At 59.2% G+C, this 22,317-nt stretch carries 20 protein-coding genes; 7 read left to right on the forward strand and 13 right to left on the reverse strand.

The genetic code is table 11. The features are described from left to right. Positions 1 to 260: 260 nt before the first annotated feature. The 3 genes from PMI21_RS12225 to PMI21_RS12215 all read right to left on the reverse strand — a co-directional run bounded on the left by PMI21_RS12225 (position 261) and on the right by PMI21_RS12215 (position 3,275). Positions 261 to 1,919 carry a cation acetate symporter gene (locus PMI21_RS12225; protein WP_007939151.1) on the reverse strand — a complete coding sequence of 553 codons (1,659 nt, stop codon included), beginning with the start codon at positions 1,917 to 1,919 and terminating at the stop codon, positions 261 to 263. Further along, positions 1,916 to 2,227 (reverse strand): DUF485 domain-containing protein, encoded by a 312-nt coding sequence (locus tag PMI21_RS12220; RefSeq protein ID WP_007939152.1) that lies wholly within the window; start codon positions 2,225 to 2,227, stop codon positions 1,916 to 1,918. Before PMI21_RS12220 ends, PMI21_RS12225 begins: the two co-directional genes overlap by 4 nt. 196 nt (positions 2,228 to 2,423) lie before the next feature. After that, positions 2,424 to 3,275: a glycine betaine ABC transporter substrate-binding protein gene (locus tag PMI21_RS12215; RefSeq protein WP_007939153.1), complete on the reverse strand. Its 852-nt coding sequence runs from the start codon at positions 3,273 to 3,275 to the stop codon at positions 2,424 to 2,426. A 285-nt stretch (positions 3,276 to 3,560) separates the two neighbouring features. Here PMI21_RS12215 and PMI21_RS12210 point away from each other — a divergent pair, with 285 nt between their 5' ends. Further along, the gene (locus tag PMI21_RS12210; protein WP_007939154.1) at positions 3,561 to 5,156 is read left to right on the forward strand and encodes a glycoside hydrolase family 17 protein; all 1,596 of its coding nucleotides are present in this window, start codon (positions 3,561 to 3,563) and stop codon (positions 5,154 to 5,156) included. Between the two features lie 61 nt (positions 5,157 to 5,217). On the opposite strand, the gene PMI21_RS12205 is transcribed toward PMI21_RS12210, so the two are convergent. Continuing rightward, positions 5,218 to 5,586, reverse strand: coding sequence for a hypothetical protein (locus PMI21_RS12205; RefSeq protein WP_007939155.1), 369 nt, complete (start codon positions 5,584 to 5,586; stop codon positions 5,218 to 5,220). A gap of 221 nt (positions 5,587 to 5,807) precedes the next feature. Between PMI21_RS12205 and PMI21_RS12200 the strand changes: the two genes are divergently transcribed. Both PMI21_RS12200 and PMI21_RS12195 read left to right on the forward strand, forming a co-directional pair. Beyond that, complete coding sequence (locus tag PMI21_RS12200) at positions 5,808 to 7,106, forward strand: hypothetical protein (protein WP_007939156.1); 1,299 nt, start codon at positions 5,808 to 5,810, stop codon at positions 7,104 to 7,106. Further along, positions 7,099 to 7,887, forward strand: a complete 789-nt coding sequence (locus tag PMI21_RS12195; protein ID WP_007939158.1) for an MlaA family lipoprotein — start codon at positions 7,099 to 7,101, stop codon at positions 7,885 to 7,887. The genes PMI21_RS12200 and PMI21_RS12195 overlap by 8 nt, the downstream gene beginning before the upstream one ends. A 79-nt stretch (positions 7,888 to 7,966) precedes the next feature. On the opposite strand, the gene PMI21_RS12190 is transcribed toward PMI21_RS12195, so the two are convergent. After that, on the reverse strand, positions 7,967 to 8,881 hold the full coding sequence (locus tag PMI21_RS12190) for a DUF808 domain-containing protein (RefSeq protein ID WP_007939159.1): 915 nt from the start codon (positions 8,879 to 8,881) through the stop codon (positions 7,967 to 7,969). 134 nt (positions 8,882 to 9,015) lie between these two features. On the opposite strand from PMI21_RS12190, the gene PMI21_RS12185 reads away from it, so the two are divergent. Beyond that, positions 9,016 to 9,621 (forward strand): TetR/AcrR family transcriptional regulator, encoded by a 606-nt coding sequence (locus PMI21_RS12185; RefSeq protein WP_007939160.1) that lies wholly within the window; start codon positions 9,016 to 9,018, stop codon positions 9,619 to 9,621. A gap of 71 nt (positions 9,622 to 9,692) precedes the next feature. Here PMI21_RS12185 and PMI21_RS12180 read toward each other — a convergent pair whose 3' ends face one another. The 3 genes from PMI21_RS12180 to kynU form a co-directional block, all read right to left on the reverse strand. After that, positions 9,693 to 11,102, reverse strand: coding sequence for an amino acid permease (locus PMI21_RS12180; protein WP_007939161.1), 1,410 nt, complete (start codon positions 11,100 to 11,102; stop codon positions 9,693 to 9,695). A 74-nt stretch (positions 11,103 to 11,176) separates the two neighbouring features. Continuing rightward, the gene (locus tag PMI21_RS12175) at positions 11,177 to 12,490 is read right to left on the reverse strand and encodes an OprD family porin (RefSeq protein WP_007939163.1); all 1,314 of its coding nucleotides are present in this window, start codon (positions 12,488 to 12,490) and stop codon (positions 11,177 to 11,179) included. A 105-nt stretch (positions 12,491 to 12,595) separates the two neighbouring features. After that, entirely contained in the window at positions 12,596 to 13,846 is a 1,251-nt protein-coding gene (gene kynU / locus PMI21_RS12170) for a kynureninase (protein ID WP_007939164.1), read from the reverse strand. Positions 13,847 to 14,056: 210 nt separating this feature from the next. On the opposite strand from kynU, the gene PMI21_RS12165 reads away from it, so the two are divergent. Then, positions 14,057 to 14,530 (forward strand): Lrp/AsnC family transcriptional regulator, encoded by a 474-nt coding sequence (locus PMI21_RS12165; protein ID WP_007939165.1) that lies wholly within the window; start codon positions 14,057 to 14,059, stop codon positions 14,528 to 14,530. A 13-nt stretch (positions 14,531 to 14,543) separates the two neighbouring features. On the opposite strand, the gene PMI21_RS12160 is transcribed toward PMI21_RS12165, so the two are convergent. From PMI21_RS12160 to PMI21_RS12140, 5 genes are all read right to left on the reverse strand, one after another. Beyond that, positions 14,544 to 15,557, reverse strand: a complete 1,014-nt coding sequence (locus PMI21_RS12160; RefSeq protein WP_007939166.1) for an AraC family transcriptional regulator — start codon at positions 15,555 to 15,557, stop codon at positions 14,544 to 14,546. 21 nt (positions 15,558 to 15,578) lie between these two features. Then, complete coding sequence (locus PMI21_RS12155; RefSeq protein ID WP_007939167.1) at positions 15,579 to 16,982, reverse strand: amino acid permease; 1,404 nt, start codon at positions 16,980 to 16,982, stop codon at positions 15,579 to 15,581. Positions 16,983 to 17,080: 98 nt separating this feature from the next. After that, complete coding sequence (kynA, locus tag PMI21_RS12150) at positions 17,081 to 17,935, reverse strand: tryptophan 2,3-dioxygenase (RefSeq protein ID WP_007939168.1); 855 nt, start codon at positions 17,933 to 17,935, stop codon at positions 17,081 to 17,083. Further along, positions 17,932 to 18,597, reverse strand: coding sequence for an arylformamidase (gene kynB, locus PMI21_RS12145; RefSeq protein ID WP_007939169.1), 666 nt, complete (start codon positions 18,595 to 18,597; stop codon positions 17,932 to 17,934). The genes kynA and kynB overlap by 4 nt, the downstream gene beginning before the upstream one ends. Positions 18,598 to 18,820: 223 nt before the next feature. Further along, complete coding sequence (locus tag PMI21_RS12140; RefSeq protein WP_007939170.1) at positions 18,821 to 19,261, reverse strand: GlcG/HbpS family heme-binding protein; 441 nt, start codon at positions 19,259 to 19,261, stop codon at positions 18,821 to 18,823. A 266-nt stretch (positions 19,262 to 19,527) separates the two neighbouring features. Here PMI21_RS12140 and gcl point away from each other — a divergent pair, with 266 nt between their 5' ends. After that, positions 19,528 to 21,303 carry a glyoxylate carboligase gene (gcl, locus tag PMI21_RS12135; RefSeq protein ID WP_007939171.1) on the forward strand — a complete coding sequence of 592 codons (1,776 nt, stop codon included), beginning with the start codon at positions 19,528 to 19,530 and terminating at the stop codon, positions 21,301 to 21,303. 145 nt (positions 21,304 to 21,448) lie between these two features. Next, positions 21,449 to 22,231, forward strand: coding sequence for a hydroxypyruvate isomerase (gene hyi / locus PMI21_RS12130; RefSeq protein ID WP_007939172.1), 783 nt, complete (start codon positions 21,449 to 21,451; stop codon positions 22,229 to 22,231). Positions 22,232 to 22,317: the final 86 nt, after the last annotated feature.

Genomic DNA, 22,317 nt, shown 5'->3' on the forward strand with positions numbered 1-22,317 from the left:
CGCCGCCATCGGCCATCCATGGCCGGGGGCGGCTAACCCGGCATCCATGCCGGGTTGCCCACTGCGCAGAACCTCCACTCGGCCTCTCGAGGGGGGCGTGCACCTCCAAAGCAAAGCGAGGCGGCCTACCGGCCGGCCTGACTGTGGAGCTGCCGAAGGCTGCGATCTTTGATCTTGCCTTTGCTTTGCCCTGCCCCAATAAAAATGCCCCGATCTCTCGACCGAGGCATTCGTGTCAACACAACTTATATATAGAAGCCTTAGTGCGAGACCGCCCCACTCGCCCCCAACCCTGTCTGCGAACGCACAAACTGCGGGAAGAACAGCGCCCGCTCATTGTCAGCCGCAGTGGATTTGTCAGTGATCGAGAAGAACCAGATCCCGATAAAGGCAATGATCATCGAGAACAACGCCGGATACTCATACGGGAAGATCGCCTTCTCGTGACCCATGATCTGCACCCAGATGGTTGGCCCCAGCACCATCAAGCCAACGGCACTGACCAGCCCCAGCCAACCGCCGATCATCGCGCCGCGAGTCGTCAGTTTCTTCCAGTACATGGAAAGCAGCAGCACCGGGAAGTTACAGCTCGCCGCGATGGAGAACGCCAGGCCCACCATGAACGCGATGTTCTGCTTCTCGAACAGAATACCCAGGCCGATCGCCAGCACCGCCAGGGCGATGGTGGTGATTTTCGAGACGCGGATTTCGTCCTTCTCGTTGGCCTTACCCTTCTTGATCACGCTGGCATACAGATCATGGGACACCGCCGAAGCACCGGCCAGGGTCAGGCCCGCCACCACCGCCAGAATGGTCGCGAACGCCACCGCCGAGATGAAGCCCAGGAACACACTGCCACCCACCGCGTTGGCCAAATGCACCGCCGCCATGTTGTTGCCGCCCAACAGCGCGCCAGCCGCATCTTTAAAGGTCGGGTTGGTGCTGACCAGCAGGATCGCGCCGAAGCCGATGATGAAGGTCAGGATGTAGAAGTAGCCAATGAAGCCGGTCGCATACAGCACGCTTTTACGCGCTTCTTTCGCGTCACTCACGGTGAAGAAGCGCATCAGAATGTGCGGCAGGCCAGCGGTACCGAACATCAGGGCCAGGCCGAGGGAGAACGCCGAGATCGGGTCTTTCACCAGACCGCCCGGGCTCATGATCGCTTCACCTTTGGCGTGAACCTTGATCGCCTCGGAGAACAGCGTGTTGAAGTCGAAGTTGACGTGTTTCATCACCATCAGCGCCATGAACGAGGCACCGGACAACAACAGCACCGCCTTGATGATCTGCACCCAAGTGGTCGCCAGCATGCCGCCGAACAGCACGTACAGGCACATCAGGATGCCGACCAGGATCACCGCAACGTGATAGTCCAGGCCGAACAACAACTGGATCAGCTTGCCGGCACCGACCATTTGCGCGATCAGGTAGAACGCCACCACCACCAGCGAACCGCACGCCGACAGCGAGCGGATCTGGGTTTGCCCCAGGCGATAGGACGCCACATCGGCAAATGTGTACTTGCCCAGGTTACGCAGACGCTCAGCAATCAGGAACAGAATGATCGGCCAGCCCACCAGGAAGCCGATCGAGTAGATCAGGCCGTCGTAGCCGGAGGTGAACACCAGGGCGGAAATACCCAGGAAGGACGCCGCGGACATGTAGTCACCGGCAATCGCCAGACCGTTCTGGAAACCGGTGATCTTGCCACCCGCTGCATAGTAGTCGGCCGCCGATTTGTTGCGTTTGGACGCCCAATAGGTGATGCACAAGGTTGCCCCGACGAACACCACGAACATCATGATCGCGGATACGTTGAGCGGTTGTTTCTGCACGGCACCCGTCAGGGCCTCAGCCGCCCAGGCGCCCGGTGCAAAGGCTGCGATGCTCAAGAGAGCGATTAGACGCCGGATCATTGCTGAGCCTCCTTGAGAATCGCATTGTTCAAATCGTCGAATTCGCCATTGGCGCGTCGTACGTAGATGCCGGTCAGGACAAAGGCCGAAACAATCAGCCCGACACCGATCGGAATGCCCCAGGTAATCGAAGACTCGGGGCTGATTTTCGCGCCCAGAATATGCGGCCCGTAAGCGATCAAAAGGATGAATCCGGAGTACAGCCCAAGCATGATCGCTGAAAGAATCCAGGCGAATCGTTCCCTCTTGCTAACCAGCTCCTTGAAGCGCGGGCTGTTTTGAATCGAGAGGTAAATGCTGTCGTTCATTGTTTTTATCCTCGCAGCACAGATTTTAGTTGGAACGTTATCCACTCTATGCGGCTACCGGACAGGTTCCAGACGACCTTAGTATTAGAACGACATGACTGCTTCGCCCCGCCGAGCCCCCAACAGAAAGCAAAAGGCCCCTTGGCATTTAAGCCAAGGGGCCTTGAGAAGTGCTGACCAGACGCTTCAGCTCAAATTATTTGGTCCATTCGGCAACGCGATCCGGGTGTTTGGCCACCCAGTCTTTCGCTGCGGCTTCAGGCTTGGCACCGTCCTGAATCGCCAACATGACTTGGCCGATTTCGTCTTTCGACGCCCACTGGAAGTTCTTCAGGAACTTCGCGACTTCAGGCGCTTTGGTTGCCAGCTCCTTGCTGCCGATGCTGTTCACGGTTTCAGCAGCGCCGTAAACGCCTTTCGGGTCTTCCAGGAAGCGCAGTTTCCACTTGGCGAACATCCAGTGCGGCACCCAACCGGTGACGGCGATGGATTCGTTTTTCTTCTCGGCACGGGTCAGCTCGGCGATCATGCCGGCGCCGGAACTGGCCTTGAGTTGGTAGCCGGTCAGGTCGTAGTCCTTGATCGCCTGCTCGGACTTGAGCATCACGCCTGAACCGGCGTCGATGCCGACGATGCGGCCCTTGAAGCTCTCGTCGGTTTTCAGATCCGCAATCGACTGGGCCTTGACGTACTCCGGTACGATCAGACCGATTTTCGCATCCTTGAAGTTCGGGCCGTAGTCGACGACCTGATCCTTGTTCTTCGCCCAGTATTCACCGTGAGTCACGGGCAGCCACGCCGACAGCATCGCGTCGAGTTTGCCGGTGGCCACACCTTGCCACATGATCCCGGTGGCAACCGCTTGCAGTTTCACGTCATAACCGAGTTTCTGTTTGATCACTTCAGCAGCCACGTTGGTCGTGGCGACGCTGTCCGACCAGCCGTCGACATAACCGATCGTTACTGCCTTGCCTTCAGCGCTGGCTACGGTAGAACTGATCGCCAGCACCAAAGCGGCACCTGCGCCCAAGAGTCGTCGCATCTTCATCGTTACTTCCCCGAAAGTGCTGCACTCGACGGATGCCGAGTCGCTCAACGTATTTTTATGGTGCACAGCGCCCCCATCACGCCGACCGCAAACTCGTTCGATCATCAGCGGAGTACTGACGTGTCGATCATCAACCTGACGCCAACAAGGACCTGCTCTGCCAGCGACATCAAGGCAACGAGAAACGACATCAGAAGGCCATTAATTGCGACCGTCGCAAATGCCTCGGCCGGCCCGCCCGAACTTTGCATGTCAAAACCATGCAGGCCACCAAGCGTAGGCCAAATGCAGGTAACATGCCCGGCTTTGCTCCCAGACGGCCTGAACATGCCCGCGACATCACGCTTTCCTTTTTTGGCTTATATTTTCGCTTGCCTGCTGGGGTTGTTTGCCCTTGGAGGCTTCTGGTACGGCCTCGGCAAACCGGTGATCCTGCCGGACGTGGCCAGCGCAACGCACAAGCTGCAATGTGCCTCCTACACTCCGTTCGACAAGGACCAATCGCCATTCGACGTGCCGTTCAAACTTCGCCCCGAGCGCATGGACGCCGACCTCGCGCTGCTGGCGACCCGTTTCGAATGCATCCGCACCTATTCCATGACCGGCCTCCAGGCCCTGCCCGATCTGGCGCGCAAGCACGGCTTGAAGCTGATGATCGGCGCCTGGGTCAACAGCAACCCGGTGGACACCGCCAAGGAAGTCGACCTGCTGATCGCCTCGGCCAATGCCAACCCGGATGTGGTGACCGCGGTGATCGTCGGCAATGAAACCCTGCTGCGCAAGGAAGTCACCGGCGCTCAGTTGGCAACGCTGATCAACAAAGTCAAAAGTCAGGTCAAACAACCGGTGACCTACGCCGATGTCTGGGAATTCTGGCTCAAGCACCCGGAAATCGCCCCGGCGGTGGACTTCCTGACCATCCATTTACTGCCGTACTGGGAAGACGACCCGTCGAACATCGATGCCGCGCTGCAACATGTGGCTGAAGTGCGCCAGGTGTTTGGCAACAAGTTCGCCCCCAAGGACGTGATGATTGGCGAAACCGGTTGGCCGAGCGAAGGTCGTCAGCGCGAAACAGCGCTGCCGAGCCGGGTCAATGAAGCCAAGTTCATTCGCAGCTTTGTGATCATGGCCGAGCAGCAAGGCTGGCATTACAACCTGATCGAGGCGTTCGACCAGCCCTGGAAACGCGCCAGCGAAGGTGCGGTGGGCGGTTATTGGGGACTGTTCGACGCCGATCGCCACGACAAGGGCGTGCTCGCCGGGCCGGTCTCGAACGTGCCGTACTGGTCGCAATGGCTGGCGGTGGGCGGCTTGATCTTCATCGGCACGCTGATCCTCGGCGGTCGCGTTCGCAGCACCCGCGCAGCGTTGGTGCTGCCACTGCTCGGTGCCTTGGCGGCCTGTTCGATCGGCGCCTGGGGCGACCTGGCCCGTGTCACCACCCGGTTTACCAGTGAATGGGTGTGGGTAGCCTTGCTGACGGGGTTGAACCTGTTGGTGCTGGCCCATGCCGCGCTCACCTTGAGCGCACGCACCGGTTGGCGCGGGCGCGCCTTCAATGCGCTGGAGCGTCGAGCGGGCTGGTGGCTGGCAGCGGCAGGTTTTGCTGCGGCAGTGATGATGCTGGAACTGGTATTCGACCCGCGTTATCGCAGCTTCCCGAGCGTCGCTTTCATCCTGCCGGCGCTGGTATACCTGTGCCGCCCGGTGAGCGTGCCGCGTCGGGAAATCGCCCTGCTGACCTTCATCATCGGCGCCGGCATTGCGCCGCAGCTGTTTCGTGAAGGTTTGCAGAACCAGCAGGCCTGGGGTTGGGCGTTGGTGAGTATGTTGATGGTGGCGGCGTTGTGGCGCAGCTTGCGGGTTCGCAAGGGGTAATCAACACAGCAAGATCAAAAGATCGTCCGAAGGCTCGGGCCGCGTTCGGACGATCTTTTCATTAAGCGCTACGGGAAGCCCGGACCAGACGCAAAGCAGCAATCACCACCGCAAACACCGCCAACGTGGTGGTGTACAACGCCAGTGCCGGAAACCCGAACACCAGCGCCAATACCGCCAACCACCACCCTGCCCGGCCAGGTAGCACAAAACCGGTCACGGCTGCCGCCACTGCTGCCCAGCCCAGCACCTTGAAATGAATCATCAGGCCCAGATTCGACCGCACCTGGCACTCCCAGCGACTGGCCTCGTCAACGCAGATGCCGACCCATTGAGCATCCTCCATGAAGCCATAACGCGCGCCATAACTGGCGGCCAGCCACAATGGCAGAAGAACGAGCAGCAGAATCACGGGCAAACGGCGGGACATGAAGCACTCCAATAAACGAAATCGGCGGCCAGCTTAATCCCCCGCCCGTGGTAAGCAAATAACATCAATTAACTGTTCATGAAATAACTGCAAAGTGTATCGTCCCGCTACCGTTGCTCCGAAATCAGGCCTGTTTGCTGCCGATGCATGGCACTTTGGCCCAAATCCGATGGTCATAGCCTGCGAACTTCATCCGGCACCTTCCTCTAAGGGATATAGTCATGCTCCGTTCCTTGCGCTTCGCCGCCCTGTTTGGCGGCTTGATTTTAAGTGCGTCCGTACTGGCGGCCGACATTGACGCCGCCAGCTATGGCTATCCCCTGACCAACCCGTTCGAGGCGACCATCGCCACGACACCGCCAGAGTTGCGTCCGGAATTGCCGCAGGACGATGATATCAATCAAGAAGATCGCAGCGTCACATTGCGCCCGGAGCGTGAGTTCAGCCTGCCGGATAACTTCTGGCCGGTGAAGAAACTCACCTACCGCATCGCCACGCAGGATCATGCCGCACCGTTGATCTTCCTGATCTCCGGCACCGGTGCACGCTATGACAGCACCCTCAACGAATACCTGAAAAAGCTCTACTACAAGGCCGGCTATCACGTAGTGCAGCTGTCATCGCCCACCAGCTTCGACTTCATGACCGCCGCCTCGCGTTTCGCCACCCCGGGCGTGACCAAGGAAGATGCCGAAGACATGTACCGGGTGATGCAGGCCGTGCGGGCACAAAACCCGAAACTGCCGGTCACCGATTTTTTCCTGACCGGTTACAGCCTTGGCGCCCTGGATGCGGCCTTTGTTGCGCACCTGGATGAAACCCGCCGCAGCTTCAATTTCAAGAAAGTCCTGCTGCTCAACCCGCCGGTCAACCTTTACACCTCGGTCACCAACCTGGACAAGCTGGTGCAGACAGAGGTGAAAGGCATCAACAACACCACCACTTTCTATGAACTGGTGCTGGACAAACTGACCCGCTATTTCCAACAGAAAGGCTACATCGACCTCAACGATGCGCTGCTCTACGACTTCCAGCAGTCCAAGCAACACCTGAGCAACGAGCAGATGGCGATGCTGATCGGCACTTCGTTCCGTTTCTCGGCGGCAGACATCGCCTTCACCTCGGACCTGATCAACCGTCGCGGCCTGATCACGCCACCGAAATTCCCGATCACCGAAGGCACCACCCTCACGCCGTTCCTCAAACGCGCGCTGCAGTGCGACTTCGATTGCTACATCACCGAGCAGGTCATCCCGATGTGGCGCGCCCGCACCGACGGTGGCAGCCTGCTGCAGCTGATCGACCAGGTCAGCCTGTATGCACTGAAGGATTACCTGCACGACAGCCCGAAAATCGCCGTCATGCACAACGCCGATGACGTGATCCTCGGCCCCGGCGACCTGGGCTTTCTGCGCCGCACCTTTGGCGACCGTTTGACTGTTTATCCATTGGGCGGCCATTGCGGCAACCTCAACTATCGCGTCAACAGCGACGCCATGCTGGAGTTTTTCCGTGGCTAAATACCTCCTGCTGATCGCAGCGTTACTCTGTGCAGGCGTCGCCAATGCCGACAACAGCAAAGCCAACGCCCCCGTGGTGATCGATAAAGACGGTTTCAAGGAACCGCTGAGCAAACTCAAATTCAACCCGGGGCTGGACCAGCGCGAGTTCGAACGCTCATCGCTCAACGCACTGAACGTCTATGACCCGCTGGAAGAGTGGAACCGCCGCGTCTACCACTTCAACTACCGGTTCGACCAATGGGTGTTCCTGCCCGTGGTCAACGGCTATCGCTACGTCACCCCAAGCTTCCTGCGCACCGGTGTCAGCAACTTCTTCAACAACCTCGGTGATGTGCCGAACCTGGTGAACAGCCTGCTGCAATTCAAGGGGCAGCGCTCGCTGGACACCACCGCGCGCCTGCTGCTCAACACCACCATCGGTGTCGCCGGCCTGTGGGACCCAGCTACCGCCATGGGCCTGCCGCGCCGAAATGAAGACTTCGGCCAGACCCTGGGCTTCTACGGCGTACCGGGCGGCGCCTACTTGGTGCTGCCGATCCTCGGCCCGTCGAACCTGCGTGACACCGCGGGCCTGGCGGTCGACTACACCGGCGAATCGGCGATCAACTTCCTGAACGTGTCCGAAGTCAGCTCCAACCACCCGGAAATCTGGGCACTGCGCGCCATCGACAAGCGCTATCAGAACGGCTTCCGCTACGGGCAAATGAACACACCTTTCGAGTATGAAAAAGTGCGTTACGTGTATACCGAGGCGCGCAAGCTGCAGATCGCCGAGTAACTTCATCGGCAACGAAAAAGGCCATTCGATTTGCGTCGAATGGCCTTTTTTCATGCGCGGTGTTTCAAACACCACAGATTCAGGCTTTCACCGTTTTCCAGAGTTTGCCGACAGCCATCACCCCCACCAACACCGCCGCACCCGCGACAATCCCGGCCACCGCATTCAGCAACGTCGGCACGATAAACCCGGCCCCACCGGCACCAGCGGTGACACTCTCGATCCAGTGATGAACCACCGGCACGCCATGGGTCAGAATCCCGCCGCCGACCAGAAACATCGCCGCCGTGCCGATCACCGACAGGCTTTTCATCATATACGGCGCTGCGCGCAGAATCCCTCCACCGATGCTCTTGGCCATCTGGCCGGGCTTGCGGGTCAACCACAGGCCAAGGTCGTCGAGCTTGACGATGCCGGCCACCAGGCCATAGACGCCGATGGTCATGACGATGGCAATGCCCGAGAGCACGATCACTTGCTGGGTCAGCGAAGCGTCAGCCACAGTGCCTAACGTGATGGCGATGATTTCCGCCGACAGGATGAAGTCGGTACGGATCGCCCCTTTGATTTTGTCCTTCTCGAACGCCACCAGATCGACCGCCGGGTTGGCCACGGCCTCGACCAGCTCCGCATGTTCGGCCTGATCTTCGGCTTTGCTGTGCAGGAATTTGTGGGCGAGCTTCTCGAAGCCTTCGAAGCACAGGTAAGCGCCACCGACCATCAACAACGGCGTGACCAGCCACGGAATGAACGCACTGATGGCCAACGCCGACGGCACCAGGATCAGCTTGTTGAGAAACGAGCCCTTGGCGACCGCCCATACCACCGGGATTTCCCGTTCGGCACGCACGCCGGAAACCTGCTGGGCGTTGAGCGCCAGATCGTCGCCCAGTACACCGGCGGTCTTCTTCGCGGCCATTTTGGTCATCAACGCCACATCATCCAGTACGGTGGCGATGTCGTCGATCAGCACCAGCAAACTGCTTCCTGCCATGAATCGGGTTTCCTTCTTGAATGAATGGTGCGCAGCATAACGCGACCCGAGGCCACACGGGGCATTCTTGAGCGCCGCGCGAGGCCGGTGCTACCATGCGCAACCGCCAGAACAGGCAAGGAACCCCCTGGTTTATGAGCACTATCCGCGAGCGCAATAAAGAACTGATCCTGCGTGCCGCCAGTGAAGAATTTGCCGACAAGGGCTTCGCTGCGACCAAAACCAGCGACATCGCGGCCAAGGCCGGGCTGCCCAAGCCCAACGTCTACTACTACTTCAAATCCAAGGAAAACCTCTACCGCGAGGTCCTGGAAAGCATCATCGAGCCAATCCTGCAGGCCTCGACGCCGTTCAACGCCGACGGTGTGCCCAGCGAAGTGCTCAGTGGCTACATTCGCTCGAAAATCCGCATCTCCCGCGACCTGCCCTTCGCCTCCAAGGTGTTCGCCAGCGAAATCATGCACGGTGCCCCGCATTTGAGCCCCGACCTGGTCGAGCAGCTCAACGGTCAGGCCAGACACAACATCGACTGCATCCAGACCTGGATCGACCGCGGCCAGATCGCCCCGATCGACCCCAACCACCTGATGTTCAGCATCTGGGCCGCGACCCAGACCTACGCCGATTTCGACTGGCAGATTTCTGCAGTGACCGGCAAGGCCAAGCTGGATGAGGCCGACTATGAAGCGGCGGCGCAGACGATTATCCGCTTGGTGCTCAAGGGGTGTGAGCCGGACTGATAGCGGCCCGGGATCAATGCCGACTCGGCAGTCTATGAAAACTGCCGGTCGGGATTGCATGTTGCCTCCCTCTAAACCTTCGGCAACGGATTCAACGCCACGGCTGCCTTGGGTTTTCTGAAGAAGATCCAGTAGACAATCGTGAGGATCAGCAGGAAAGGCACACCGAATACCAAGGTCATTTTGAAGGCATCGGTGAAGTAGGTGGTGATCATCACCGCGCCCATCAGCAGCAGCCCCAACAGCGTGGTGTACGGGAACAGGCGCATGCGGAAGGACAGTTTCCGTTCGCCGTTGCGCTCGTGGTAACGACGGAAACAGTAGTGGGTCAGGAAGATCATGAACCAGGTGAAGATCGCGCCGAACATCGAGATCGCCATCATCAAGGTGAAGGAACTTTCCGGGTACAGCACGTTGAGCAACGTTGCCAGGGCAATGCCCGAGCTCGACAGCAGCAAGGCATTCAGCGGGATTCCGGTCTTGCTCAACACCCCCATGGACTTGGGTGCATAGCCGCCGCGGGACAGGCTGAACATCATGCGGGTGGTGATGTAGAGCTGGCTGTTCATCGCCGACAACGCCGCAATCAGAATCACGAAATTCATCACCCCGGTTGCGCCGGGAATACCGATGGTCTGCATGACGGTGACGAACGGGCTCTGCGCTTGACCGGCCTGGACCCACGGCACAATCGCCAGCATCAGGGCCAGGGTCAGCAGGTAGAACACCACCAGCCGCACGATGGTCGCGCGAAAGGCTTTCTTCACCGCCCGCTCCGGGTCCTGCGCCTCACCGGCGGCCACTGCGATCATTTCCACGCTCAGATAGCTGAAGATCGAGACGATCACCGCAATCCACATGCCTTGCAGACCATTGGGAAAAAAGCCGCCGTGGGCGGTGTAATTGTGCACGCCGTAATCCGCATTGCCGGAACCGAACACCACATACACCGCGAGGATGATGAAGCCGACAATCGCACCGATCTTGATGGTCGAGAACCAGTACTCGAAGGTGCCGAAGGTTTTCACGCTGATGGCGTTGAGCACGATCAGCATGCTCGAGAACGAAACAATCCAGATCCATTCAGGCACGTTGGCGAACCAGTACTTCATGTACATCGCCACCGCCGTCACTTCCGTGCCCACTGCCAGCACAATCGCCGCCCAATAGGCATAGCGCACCAGGAACCCGGCCAATGGGCTGACATAGAATTCGGCATAGGCGCCGAACGAGCCGGAGGTCGAATGGGCCACCGTCATTTCCGCCAGACAGCCCATCAACAGCAGGGTGATGATCGCGCCAATGGCGTAGCTGAGCAGTACGCTCGGCCCGGCATAGCCAATGGCGTAGGCACTGCCCATGAACAGCCCGGTGCCAATCGCACCGCCAATGGCGATCATGCTCATCTGACCCGAGGTGAGCTGGCGCCTGAGGCCCTGCTCACGCTTGGAGATGTTTTCAAAACCAGCGTTATCGGTCATTTTTCTGTCCTCTGAATATTGTCTTTCTTGAAGAGAGCAAATCTTTTGGGTTGCCGGTGGGGATCAGCCACGGATTAGAAAATATTCAGCGGATACTCGACGATCACCCGGACTTCATTGTTGTCGGTGGTGTCCGCCCGGGCCACCTGGCCGGTGGAACGTATACTGGCCTGGCGCACACGTATCGACAGGTCCTTGGCCTTGCCCTCCTGCACCACGTAGCGCGCTTCAAGGTCGCGCTCCCAGCGCTTGCCGTCACTGCCGTAACGTCCATAGGCACCATTGGGGCCGCCGTCGTAGTGGCTGTCGTCGATATGGTCACCGCTCACATAGCGCGACATGAAGCTCAGGCCCGGCACGCCGAAAGGCGCCATGTCCAGGTCATAACGCAGCTGCCAGGAACGTTCATTGGGCGCGTTGAAATCGAGGATCTGTACCGAGTTGGCAAGGAATATCGAGGTGCCCGGCTGCTGATCGAAGCCGAGATAATCGAACGGTTCATCGCCATCGACCTGTTGGTAGGCCAGGGTCAAGCGGTGCGCACCCACCTTGTAAGCGGCGGCCAGCGACCAGGTGGTGTTGTCGATCTTGCCGGCCAGACTCTGGCCAAAGTCGTTGGTGCGATAGAGGTTGAAATCCAGGTTCAGCGACTGGTTTTCGCTCAGGGCATAGCTGTAGTTGGCATTGGCGTAGTACTGCCGCCAGATATCAGCGAACTGCGAACCGTAAAGGCTGACGCTCAATTGATCGCTCAAAGCATAACTGCCACCCAGATAATCGACGCTGCGGGTCTCGACCCCGGCATACAGCGCCTTGAGGGCGCCATCGTCGTTGGTCGACGCACTGTCATTGCCCGAGGTGAAGTGCCCGGCATCGAGTTTCAGTCCTTTCAACTCGTTGCTGGTCAGCTGGAAACCATTGGCGTAGGTGGTGAACAGGCGCGCCGAGCCGGTGCCGAACACCGGGTTGAGCGGTGTCAGGTTGCCGTATTTGAGTTCGGTCTTCGAGATCCGCGCCTTGAGTGCACCACCCGCTTCGGAATACTCATCCTCGGCGCGTCCATCGGAATCGACCGGCAACAAACCGGTGCCGGTACGACCCCTGCCGCTGTCGAGTTTGAGACCCAACTGCGCATAGGCGTCGACTCCGAAGCCCACAGTGCCCTGGGTATAGCCGGAACGGTAATCGAGCATGAGCCCGTGGGCCCACTCCTCCCGATAGTTCTGGCCGCCCGGGTTGTTGAGGTTGTTTCGGTAAAAATAGAAATTGCGATTGGTCAGGGTCAGGCTGCTGTCTTCAACGAATCCATTGTCGGGTACGGCATAGGCCACTTGGCCGAGACAGCTGGTAATGGCTAGCGGCAAGGCGGGCCAGAGGGACAGTTTCATTCTGCGTGCTCCTTATTATTGTGTTTTCACAGAACTGCTTATCGGAGACGACCGAAGCCCTGCTGCCGGGAAAATCGCGGCAGCAAGACAAAGGCGTCGGGGGTATCAGGTGACGCTGTGGCGGATCTGGAACTGCTCTTGCGACCAGGTTTTCTGATCGAGAATTTCGCCGAGGATCTGTACCGCATCCCAGACCTCGGTGAAGCTGGTGTACAGCGGGGTGAAGCCGAACCGCATGATCCGCGGCTCGCGGTAATCGCCGATCACGCCACGGGCGATCAAGGCCTGGATCACCGCATAACCCTGGGGATGTTCGAAGCTGACATGGCTGCCACGTTTGGCGTGTTCGCGTGGAGTGACCAGGGTCAGCTCGTGAGCGGCGCAGCGCTGCTCGACCAACTGGATGAACAGGTCCGTCAGCGCCAAGGACTTGCTGCGCAGACTGGCCATGTCGGTCTGGGCGAAAACATCCAGGCCACACTCGACCATCGCCAATGAAGTGATGGGCTGGGTGCCGCACAAATAGCGGGCGATTCCGCTGCTCGGCTGGTAATGCGACTCCATGGCGAACTGCCGCGAATGACCGAACCAGCCGGACAGCGGTTGCGCCACCAGATCGCACAGCTCAGGGGAAACCCAGACGAAAGCTTGCGAGCCCGGACCGCCATTGAGGTACTTGTAGGTGCAACCGATGGCGTAGTCGGCGCGCGCCTGATGCAGGTCGACCGGCACCGCCCCGGCGGAATGCGCCAGGTCCCAGATGGCCAGCGCGCCACATTCGTGGGTCAGCGCGGTCAGGGCCTGCATGTCGTGCATGTAGCCGGTCTTGTAGTTGACGTGGGTGAGCATGACCACCGCGGTGTCCTGGTCAATCGCTTGCGGCAGCTCTTGCGGGCTGTCGACCAGACGCAGGGTGTAGCCCTGCTGCAGCATGTCCGCCAGACCTTCGGCGATATACAGGTCAGTCGGGAAGTTGCTGGTCTCGGTGACGATCACCCGCCGCGTCGGCGCCCGCGTGGCCTGCACGCGCAGGGCGGCGCTGAGCACCTTGAACAGGTTGATCGAGGTGGTGTCGGTCACCACCACTTCGCCGTCACCGGCGCCAATCAGCCCCGCCAGTCGATTGCCCAGACGTTCAGGCAGGTCGCGCCAGCCGGCGCTGTTCCAACTGCGGATCAGGCCATTGCCCCATTCATCGCTGATCACGGCCTGAGCACGCGCCAGCGCGGCGACCGGGCGCGCGCCCAGGGAGTTGCCGTCGAGATAGATCACGCCTTCGGGGAGCGCAAACTGCTGACGCAGAGGGGCCAGAGCGTCCTGCGCATCAAGCGCCAGACAGTCGTTTCTTGTAGTCATTGGGTGTCCTGCTTTTTTGAAAGAAGTGCCGTCCGGGCAAATCGCGATAGTCGGGTGTGAGTGTCGTGTTTCAGGCGTCATTTGCGCCTTCACGGTGAGGAAATAATGAACGAAGCTTCAGAGAATTTTCGTGCAAAGTAAGCGGCCATCTAGTATTTATCTCGAAGAAAATTCGAATCCAACTCCAAATATCGCGGATTTATTCTAGCCATGACTCTCGACCCGACAGACCTGCGGATCCTGCATCTCTTGCAGCGGGACGGCCGTATCAGCAATCACGAAATGGCAGAGAAGGTCGCACTGTCGCCGTCGGCCTGTTTGCGCCGTTTACGCCTGCTGGAAAGTGAAGGAATCATCACCGGCTATCGCGCGATGCTGAACGCAGAGAAGCTGGGAGTCGAACTGGAAGCCATCGTCCATGTGTCATTGCGACAGGACGTCGAGGACTGGCACGAGACCTTCATCAAGAAGGTCCAGTTGTGGCCGGAAGTGGTCACCGCCTACGTGATTACCGGGGCGAGCAACTATGTGCTGCGGGTCCAGGCGCGCAACGTCAAACACTTCTCCGATTTCATCGTCAACCAACTGAACCGCACGGCGGGGGTGACTGATATCCGCTCGGAAATCGTGTTGCAGAAAATCAAGGAGCGGGAGACGTTGCTTGATTTGGTGGTGCGTAAGTGAGCCGCCGGGATATTCAGACCCCGCGCATGCGCCGGGCTTCGTTACGCTGCAAGGTCATGCTGGGGGACTCGTCGAACAACTTGCGGTATTCGGCGCAAAAACGTCCGAGATGGGTAAAGCCCCAGCCCATGGCGATCGCGGAAATATTACGCGCCGAGCCGTGTTCGAGGATTTCCTGGCGCACAGCGTTCAACCGGTACTTTTTCAGGTAGACCATCGGCGACAGGGCAAAGTACTTCTTGAACGCCTCGCACAGCTTGAAACGCGAGACCCCGGCCGCGACCTCGATGTCCTCCAGGTGCAAGGCTTCGCGAGCATTGTCGTGAATGTATTGCTTGGCCCTGATCAGGTAGTGCGGCAGTTTCACGCCGAGCACGTTGCGCAATTCTTCGGAGTAGTTGTTCGGCTGGGCGAGGATCAAGCCCTTGATCAATGAGCTTTCGATGTCCCGAGTGAAGGCCACCTGTTCATACAGTTCATTGCTGCGCTCGAGTTCCTCGATGAAATAACGCGCCATGCGCCACCACGAGGCCGACGCGCCGTCCACCGCATCCATCACCGGCTCGAAACGCAGCGGCGTATCCAGCGGTCGCTGCAGCATGCCTTCCAGCGACTCGCTCATGGCGACGCGGGTGATCACCACCTGGACTTTGCGACAGTCGCCGGAGATCGCCAGCACCTGGTTCTCATTCGGGGAAATGATCACCCCTTGATCGCGGTTGGATTTCGACACGCTGCCGTTCTTGCTCAGTTCCTGCTCGCCCACCAACGGCAAACTCAGGCTGTAACTGCTGAAGTGCTCGGCGTCTTCGATATCGATGGTGACATCGGTGCCATATGAGAGAGTGCCCAGGGTCGTGGCCATCGACTTGAACACATTGGCGCTGTGATGAAAGCGGATCCGCTCGGGCGTCGAAGTCTGCAGGCGGTGCGGCCCGCAGATACCAGACATCCAGCTCCTCGCACCCTCGAGGTCATAGTGATCGATACGAATGTCGCGAAACTGCGGATCAGCGTTGCTACTCATCACGGCGCCCCCACGGCAAGGCTATTGAACCATCGGCAAGGCCTGATCCTTGGCCATACGCATCCGGTAAAAGCCGAAGATGATCAACACCCACACCGGTATGGCGAAGACTGAAGCGCGTATCCCTGGAATCATCAGCATGACGCAGACGATCATGGCCATGAAGGCCAGGCACAGGTAATTGCTGTAGGGAAACCAGAACGCCTTGAAGCCCGGCACGATGCCTCGCTGGCCCATGACTTTGCGAAATTTCAGGTGCGTCAGGCTGATCATCGCCCAGTTGATCATCAGCGATGCGACCACCAGTGCAAAGAGCAACTCAAGCGCTTGATGCGGGGCGAGGTAGTTAACCAGCACGGACAGCATGGTGATCAACGCAGATACGCCCAGCGCCAGTAGAGGCACGCCCTGCTTGTTCAGTTTCATCAGCGCCTTGGGTGCGTCGCCCTGTTCGGCCAGGCCATAGAGCATGCGGCTGTTGCAGTAGACGCCACTGTTATAGACAGAGAGCGCTGCGGTGAGCACCACGAAATTGAGAATGTGCGCTGCGGTGTCGCTGCCGATCAAGGAGAAGATCTGCACGAACGGGCTGCCGCTATAGGCATCGCCCGAAGCGCCCAGTGTCTGGAGCAGTTGATCCCACGGATACAGCGACAGCAACACGGTGAGTGCGCCGACGTAGAAGATCAGCACGCGATAAACCACCTGGTTGATCGCCTTGGGAATCACTTTTCCCGGCTCGCTGGCTTCAGCGGCGGTGATACCGACCAGCTCCAGGCCGCCGAAGGAGAACATGATGAACGCCATGGACATCAGCAAACCAGTGGTGCCGTTGGGAAAGAAGCCGCCGTGACTCCACAGATTGCTGACCGAGGCCTGCGGGCCGCCCGTTCCGCTGAACAACATGTAGCAGCCCAGGACGATCATGCCAATGATCGCTACGACCTTGATGATTGCGAACCAGAACTCCATCTCGCCGAAGACTTTGACGTTCATCATATTGATCAAATTGACCAGGACGAAGAACACCGCCGCACTGACCCAGGAGGGGACTTCCGGCCACCAGAACTGCACGTACTTGCCGACAGCCGTCAACTCGGCCATGCCCACCAGCACATACAGCACCCAGTAGTTCCAGCCGGACAGAAAGCCGGCATAGCCGCCCCAGTACTTGTGGGCAAAATGACTGAAGGAGCCGGCCACCGGTTCCTCGACAATCATCTCGCCCAGCTGACGCATGATCAGAAAGGCGATGAAGCCGGCAATCGCATAGCCGAGGATCATCGACGGCCCGGCCGATTTGAGTACTCCGGCAGAACCGAGAAACAACCCGGTACCTATCGCTCCGCCCAATGCGATCAGCTGAATATGACGATTTTTCAGCCCTCGCTTGAGCTCGCCTTGTCGCAAGATTTCATCCGCCATCTGGTTACCTTCTAATTGTTATGGTCAGGCCTGGTTTGAATGCGTCAGTTTATTCAATTGCCGCTCGGTTTAAGCGTTCAGACATTACTCTCGGTAAATTAGAGCGTTGAGCGCACTCGCCACAACTCCGGGAACAGCACGGTATCAAGCATCTTGCGCAGATAACCGACACCTTCTGTGCCACCGGTCCCTGGTTGAAAGCCGATGATCCGTTCGACCGTGGTCACATGCCGGAAGCGCCATTGACGGAACGAATCCTCAAGGTCGATGAGTTTCTCCGCCAACTGATAAAGGTCCCAGTAACGCGAAGGGTCGGTGTAGACCACGCGCCAGGCTGCTTCGACCGACGCGTCATGCGCCGTCGGGCTGGTCGGATCGCGCTCGAAACGCTGCGGGTCGATGGTCAAGCCAGCGCTGGCCATCAAGCGAATCGCCTCGTCATACAGCGACGGTGTGGCGATCGCCTTTTCAAGCGCCTGCAACAGTTCCGGCCGATGTGCATGGGGGCGCAACAGGGTCGCACTTTTGTTGCCCAGAATGAATTCGATCTCGCGGTACTGGAACGACTGGAAGCCCGATGACTGCCCCAGAAACGGCCGTATCGCGTGGTACTCGGTGGGTGTCATGGTGGCCAGCACCGTCCAGGCATGCACCAGCTGATCAAAAATCCGCGAGACCCGCGCCAGCATCTTGAAAGCGGGCGGCAACTCTCCCAGCCGAATGTGTTCACGGGCGGCTTTGAGCTCGTGCAGCATCAGCTTCATCCACAGCTCTGAGGTCTGATGCTGGATGATGAACAGCATCTCGTTATGGTCCGGAGATAACGGGTGCTGTGCGCTGAGAATGCGCCCCAGATCCAGGTAGTCGCCGTAGCTCATGGAGTCGGAAAAATTCAGCTCGGCGTTATGCCATTCTTCTGTCTGGTTTGCAGGCGAATAGGGGCATTGGCTCATTGAGTCGGCTCCTCGAGTTGCGGTTTATTCAGTGGACGCAAAATTGCCCTGACCGGACTGGCGTCCAGATGGGCAAAACGCAGCGGCAGCGCGATCAATTCATAGTCCCCTTCCGGGACGTCATCAAGCACGATGCCCTCGAGGATGGCCATGCCATGTCGGGCTACGGCATTGTGCGAATCCATGGTTTTGGATTGCTGAGGATCCAGCGACGGCGTATCGATACCGATCAAGCGCACACCGAGGCTCGCCAGCAGGTCGACGGTTTCTTTGGCGATGGCGGTGAAATCCGGATCCCAGGCGCTCAACGGCGCTTGTCGCCAGGTGCGCAGCAGCACCCGTTCAGGCAGGTCTTGCAAGCGACCTTCAAGCTGCTCGGGGTGCACCAGCCGACTGCTGTTCAGGCAATGCAGCACACGGCAAGGCCCCATATAGACATCGAGCGACACATCGCCGATGGCCGCGCCATCAGCGCTGTAATGCAGCGGCGCATCGACATGGGCACCCGTGTGAGGCGACAGGGTGATACGCCCGACATTCACCGGACACTCTGGTCCGAACGTCCAAACGCGCTCTTCCTGAAAAGGTGTGTCACCCGGCCAGGTAGGTGTAGCGGTGCTCAAAGGCGGGCTGATATCCCACCACGACAGTGTTGTTTTCATTGCAAAGCTCTCGGCCTGTTCCGAGAGAATGATACGAGTGATACCTGTGAATATTCTTGCGAAAATATTCGGCAACAGCCAAATGTTTCGCACAAAATTCTAAAAATCCGGAATTTACCGGATGGAAATTTCAACGGAGAAAGCAGACAGCTAAAAAGCTGTTTTCATCCGCAAGGCGCTTTCGCGAGCAAGCCCGCGAAAGCGGTAAATCAGACGCCGAAGATCAACCAGCCACCCCCGCATCCGCCTTCAACCCCTGCCCCTCGATCGCGCGGATCGCACATTGCTCATCGACATCAGACAAATCCCCACTGATGCCAACTGCCCCCAACACAGTCCCGTCCTGATCCCGAACCAACACGCCGCCCGGTACCGGCACGACGCTGCCCTGCCCCAGGCTATTCAACGCGGCGAAGAACGCCGGGCGTTGTTGGGCGTCCTGTGCCAGCAGGCGTGAGCCCTTGCCCAGGGCGATCGCGCCCCAGGCCTTGCCGATGGCGATCTGCGGGCGCAGCAGGCTGGCGCCGTCTTCCCGTTGCAGTGTTATCAAGTGCCCGCCGGCGTCCAGTACGGCAACGGTCAATGGCGCGGCAGAGATCGCCCGTCCCGCGGTGATGGCCTGATCGGCCAGGTTGACTGCGACTTTCAAGGTTAAAGCGCTCATGGTGCTGTCCTCATTTTGTTATAGGGAAAGCCGTTGGACTGCTTTGTGCTGCGCAATCCGATGCAATAAATAGAACACAATGAATTATTTTTTTGTATACAATAATTTTCGAAAAGCGCGACATGCGACGAAAAGCCACAGTTCTTTGGACTTCCGACGAATGAAACAGCCGCTTGAGAAAATGGATTGACCTGCGCCGTCCGCCGTGAATACACTCTGCGCAAAGCCACTTGTATACAATTACAAAACGTAAGAGGCACAAAACCATGAGCAAAATGAGAGCAATCGAAGCCGCCGTTCTGGTGATGCGCCGTGAAGGGGTCGATACCGCTTTTGGCATCCCGGGCGCCGCGATCAACCCGCTGTACTCCGCCTTGCAGAAGGTCGGTGGCATCGATCACGTCCTCGCTCGCCACGTTGAAGGCGCCTCGCACATGGCCGAGGGTTACACCCGTACCAAGGCCGGCAACATCGGCGTGTGCATCGGCACATCGGGACCAGCCGGTACCGACATGGTCACCGGGCTCTACAGCGCCTCGGCCGACTCGATCCCGATTCTGTGCATCACCGGGCAAGCACCGCGGGCCCGTATGCACAAGGAAGACTTCCAGGCCGTCGACATCACCAGCATCGTCAAGCCGGTCACCAAGTGGGCGACCACGGTTCTGGAGCCGGGCCAGGTGCCTTACGCGTTCCAGAAAGCCTTCTATGAGATGCGCTCCGGCCGTCCGGGCCCAGTGCTGATCGACCTGCCGTTCGACGTGCAGATGGCCGAAATCGAATTCGACATCGACGCCTACCAGCCGCTGCCATTGGCCAAGCCGAGCGCGACCCGCGTGCAGGTGGAAAAAGCCCTGGCCATGCTCGACCAGGCTGAACGCCCATTGCTGGTGGCCGGTGGCGGCATCATCAATGCCGACGCCAGCGACTTGCTGGTGGAGTTCGCCGAGCTGACCGGTATTCCGGTCATCCCGACCCTGATGGGCTGGGGCACCATCCCGGACGATCACCCGCTGATGGTCGGCATGGTCGGCCTGCAAACCTCGCACCGTTATGGCAATGCCACGATGCTGAAGTCCGACGTGGTACTGGGCGTCGGTAACCGTTGGGCTAACCGTCACACCGGTTCGGTCGACGTTTACACCGAAGGCCGCAAATTCATTCACGTCGACATCGAACCGACTCAGATCGGCCGCGTATTCACCCCGGACCTGGGCATCGTCTCCGACGCCGCTGCCGCGTTGACCGTGTTCATCGAAGTCGCCCGTGAGTGGCAAGCCGCCGGCAAACTGAAAAACCGCAACGGCTGGCTGCAAGACTGCCAGCAACGCAAGGCCAGCCTGCAGCGCAAGACGCACTTCGACAACGTGCCGGTCAAACCGCAGCGCGTTTACGAAGAGATGAACCAGGTGTTCGGCAAGGACACCTGCTACGTCAGCACCATCGGTCTGTCGCAAATTGCCGGCGCGCAGTTCCTGCACGTCTACAAACCGCGTCACTGGATCAATTGCGGCCAGGCCGGCCCGTTGGGCTGGACCATTCCGGCAGCACTCGGCGTGGTCAAGGCTGATCCAACCCGCAAGGTGGTGGCGCTCTCGGGCGACTATGACTTCCAGTTCATGATCGAAGAACTGGCGGTGGGCGCGCAGTTCAAGCTGCCGTACATCCATGTCGTGGTGAACAACTCGTACCTGGGGCTGATCCGTCAGGCGCAGCGCGGTTTCGACATGGACTACTGCGTGCAGCTGTCCTTCGACAACCTCAACGCTCCGGAACTCAACGGTTACGGCGTCGACCACGTCGCGGTCGCCGAAGGCCTGGGTTGCAAGGCGCTGCGGGTATTCGAGCCGGCTGACATCGCCCCTGCCCTGCGCAAGGCTCAGGAGATGATCGAAGAGTTCAAGGTACCGGTGATCGTCGAGATCATTCTGGAGCGCGTGACCAACATCTCCATGGGCACCGAGATCAACGCCGTCAACGAATTCGAAGACCTGGCGCTGGTCGGCAACGATGCGCCAACGGCGATTTCGTTGCTCGATTAAGAATGACCTGACACCTGTAGCAGCTGCCGAGGCACGAGGCTGCGTTGCGTGTCCGCAGGACCGCCGTCGGGGGGCCGCTTCGCAGCCCAACGCAGCCTCGTGCCTCGGCAGCTGCTACAGGCACATATTTTTACAGGAGACCACCATGCCGCGTTTCGCAGCCAACCTGTCCATGCTGTTCACCGAGCAGGATTTTCTTGCCCGTTTCGACGCTGCCGCCAAGGCCGGCTTCAGTGGTGTCGAATACCTGTTCCCCTATGACTTCAGCTCCGCCGAAATCAAGGCCAGGCTCGATGCCAATGGCTTGACCCAGGTGCTGTTCAACCTGCCGGCCGGTGACTGGGCCAAGGGCGAACGCGGTATCGCGTGCCTGCCGGACCGGGTCGAAGAATTCCGCGCTGGTGTCGATCTGGCCATCGCTTATGCCCAAGTGCTGGGCAACACCCAGGTCAACTGCCTGGCCGGTATTCGTCCACAAGGCGTCGACGAGGCCACCGTGGAAAAAACCTTCGTCGCCAACCTCAAGTACGCGGCCGACAAGCTGCAAGCGGCGGGTATCAAACTGGTGATGGAAGCGATCAACACCCGCGACATCCCGGGTTTCTACCTGAACAACACGGCGCAAGCCCTGTCGATTCGCGAGCAGGTCGGCAGCGCCAACCTGTTCCTGCAATACGACATCTATCACATGCAAATCATGGAAGGCGACCTGGCCCGCACCATGGCCGCGCACCTGGGCGAGATCAACCACATCCAGTTGGCCGACAACCCTGGGCGCAACGAACCGGGTACCGGTGAAATCAACTACCGCTTCCTGTTCGAACACCTGGACCGCATCGGTTATCAGGGTTGGGTCGGCTGTGAATACAAACCACTGACCACGACTGAAGCGGGTCTGGGCTGGTTGAAAACCCATAACGCTGTTTGATCCGGCACCGCGTCATCGTTCTTCGCGGGCAAGTCGGATCGCCGCACCGCTCGCTCCTACGGGGGCCATGGTTGTCTGTAGGAGCG

The organism is Pseudomonas sp. GM18 (assembly GCF_000282195.1).
In the GTDB taxonomy this organism is placed as follows: Bacteria; Pseudomonadota; Gammaproteobacteria; order Pseudomonadales; family Pseudomonadaceae; genus Aquipseudomonas.

Excerpts from the sequence above, each read along its gene's own strand:
- PMI21_RS12185 (WP_007939160.1), top strand. The coding sequence starts at position 9,016 with ATGAGCACTATCCGCGAGCGCAATAAAGAACTGATCCTGCGTGCCGCC.
- PMI21_RS12210 (WP_007939154.1), top strand. The coding sequence starts at position 3,561 with ATGCAGGTAACATGCCCGGCTTTGCTCCCAGACGGCCTGAACATGCCC.
- gcl (WP_007939171.1), top strand. The coding sequence starts at position 19,528 with ATGAGCAAAATGAGAGCAATCGAAGCCGCCGTTCTGGTGATGCGCCGT.
- PMI21_RS12140 (WP_007939170.1), bottom strand. The coding sequence starts at position 19,261 with ATGAGCGCTTTAACCTTGAAAGTCGCAGTCAACCTGGCCGATCAGGCC.
- PMI21_RS12165 (WP_007939165.1), top strand. The coding sequence starts at position 14,057 with ATGACTCTCGACCCGACAGACCTGCGGATCCTGCATCTCTTGCAGCGG.
- PMI21_RS12220 (WP_007939152.1), bottom strand. The coding sequence starts at position 2,227 with ATGAACGACAGCATTTACCTCTCGATTCAAAACAGCCCGCGCTTCAAG.
- hyi (WP_007939172.1), top strand. The coding sequence starts at position 21,449 with ATGCCGCGTTTCGCAGCCAACCTGTCCATGCTGTTCACCGAGCAGGAT.
- PMI21_RS12215 (WP_007939153.1), bottom strand. The coding sequence starts at position 3,275 with ATGAAGATGCGACGACTCTTGGGCGCAGGTGCCGCTTTGGTGCTGGCG.
- PMI21_RS12225 (WP_007939151.1), bottom strand. The coding sequence starts at position 1,919 with ATGATCCGGCGTCTAATCGCTCTCTTGAGCATCGCAGCCTTTGCACCG.
- kynA (WP_007939168.1), bottom strand. The coding sequence starts at position 17,935 with ATGAGCCAATGCCCCTATTCGCCTGCAAACCAGACAGAAGAATGGCAT.
- kynU (WP_007939164.1), bottom strand. The coding sequence starts at position 13,846 with ATGACTACAAGAAACGACTGTCTGGCGCTTGATGCGCAGGACGCTCTG.
- PMI21_RS12200 (WP_007939156.1), top strand. The coding sequence starts at position 5,808 with ATGCTCCGTTCCTTGCGCTTCGCCGCCCTGTTTGGCGGCTTGATTTTA.
- PMI21_RS12180 (WP_007939161.1), bottom strand. The coding sequence starts at position 11,102 with ATGACCGATAACGCTGGTTTTGAAAACATCTCCAAGCGTGAGCAGGGC.
- PMI21_RS12190 (WP_007939159.1), bottom strand. The coding sequence starts at position 8,881 with ATGGCAGGAAGCAGTTTGCTGGTGCTGATCGACGACATCGCCACCGTA.
- PMI21_RS12155 (WP_007939167.1), bottom strand. The coding sequence starts at position 16,982 with ATGGCGGATGAAATCTTGCGACAAGGCGAGCTCAAGCGAGGGCTGAAA.
- PMI21_RS12160 (WP_007939166.1), bottom strand. The coding sequence starts at position 15,557 with ATGAGTAGCAACGCTGATCCGCAGTTTCGCGACATTCGTATCGATCAC.
- PMI21_RS12175 (WP_007939163.1), bottom strand. The coding sequence starts at position 12,490 with ATGAAACTGTCCCTCTGGCCCGCCTTGCCGCTAGCCATTACCAGCTGT.
- kynB (WP_007939169.1), bottom strand. The coding sequence starts at position 18,597 with ATGAAAACAACACTGTCGTGGTGGGATATCAGCCCGCCTTTGAGCACC.
- PMI21_RS12205 (WP_007939155.1), bottom strand. The coding sequence starts at position 5,586 with ATGTCCCGCCGTTTGCCCGTGATTCTGCTGCTCGTTCTTCTGCCATTG.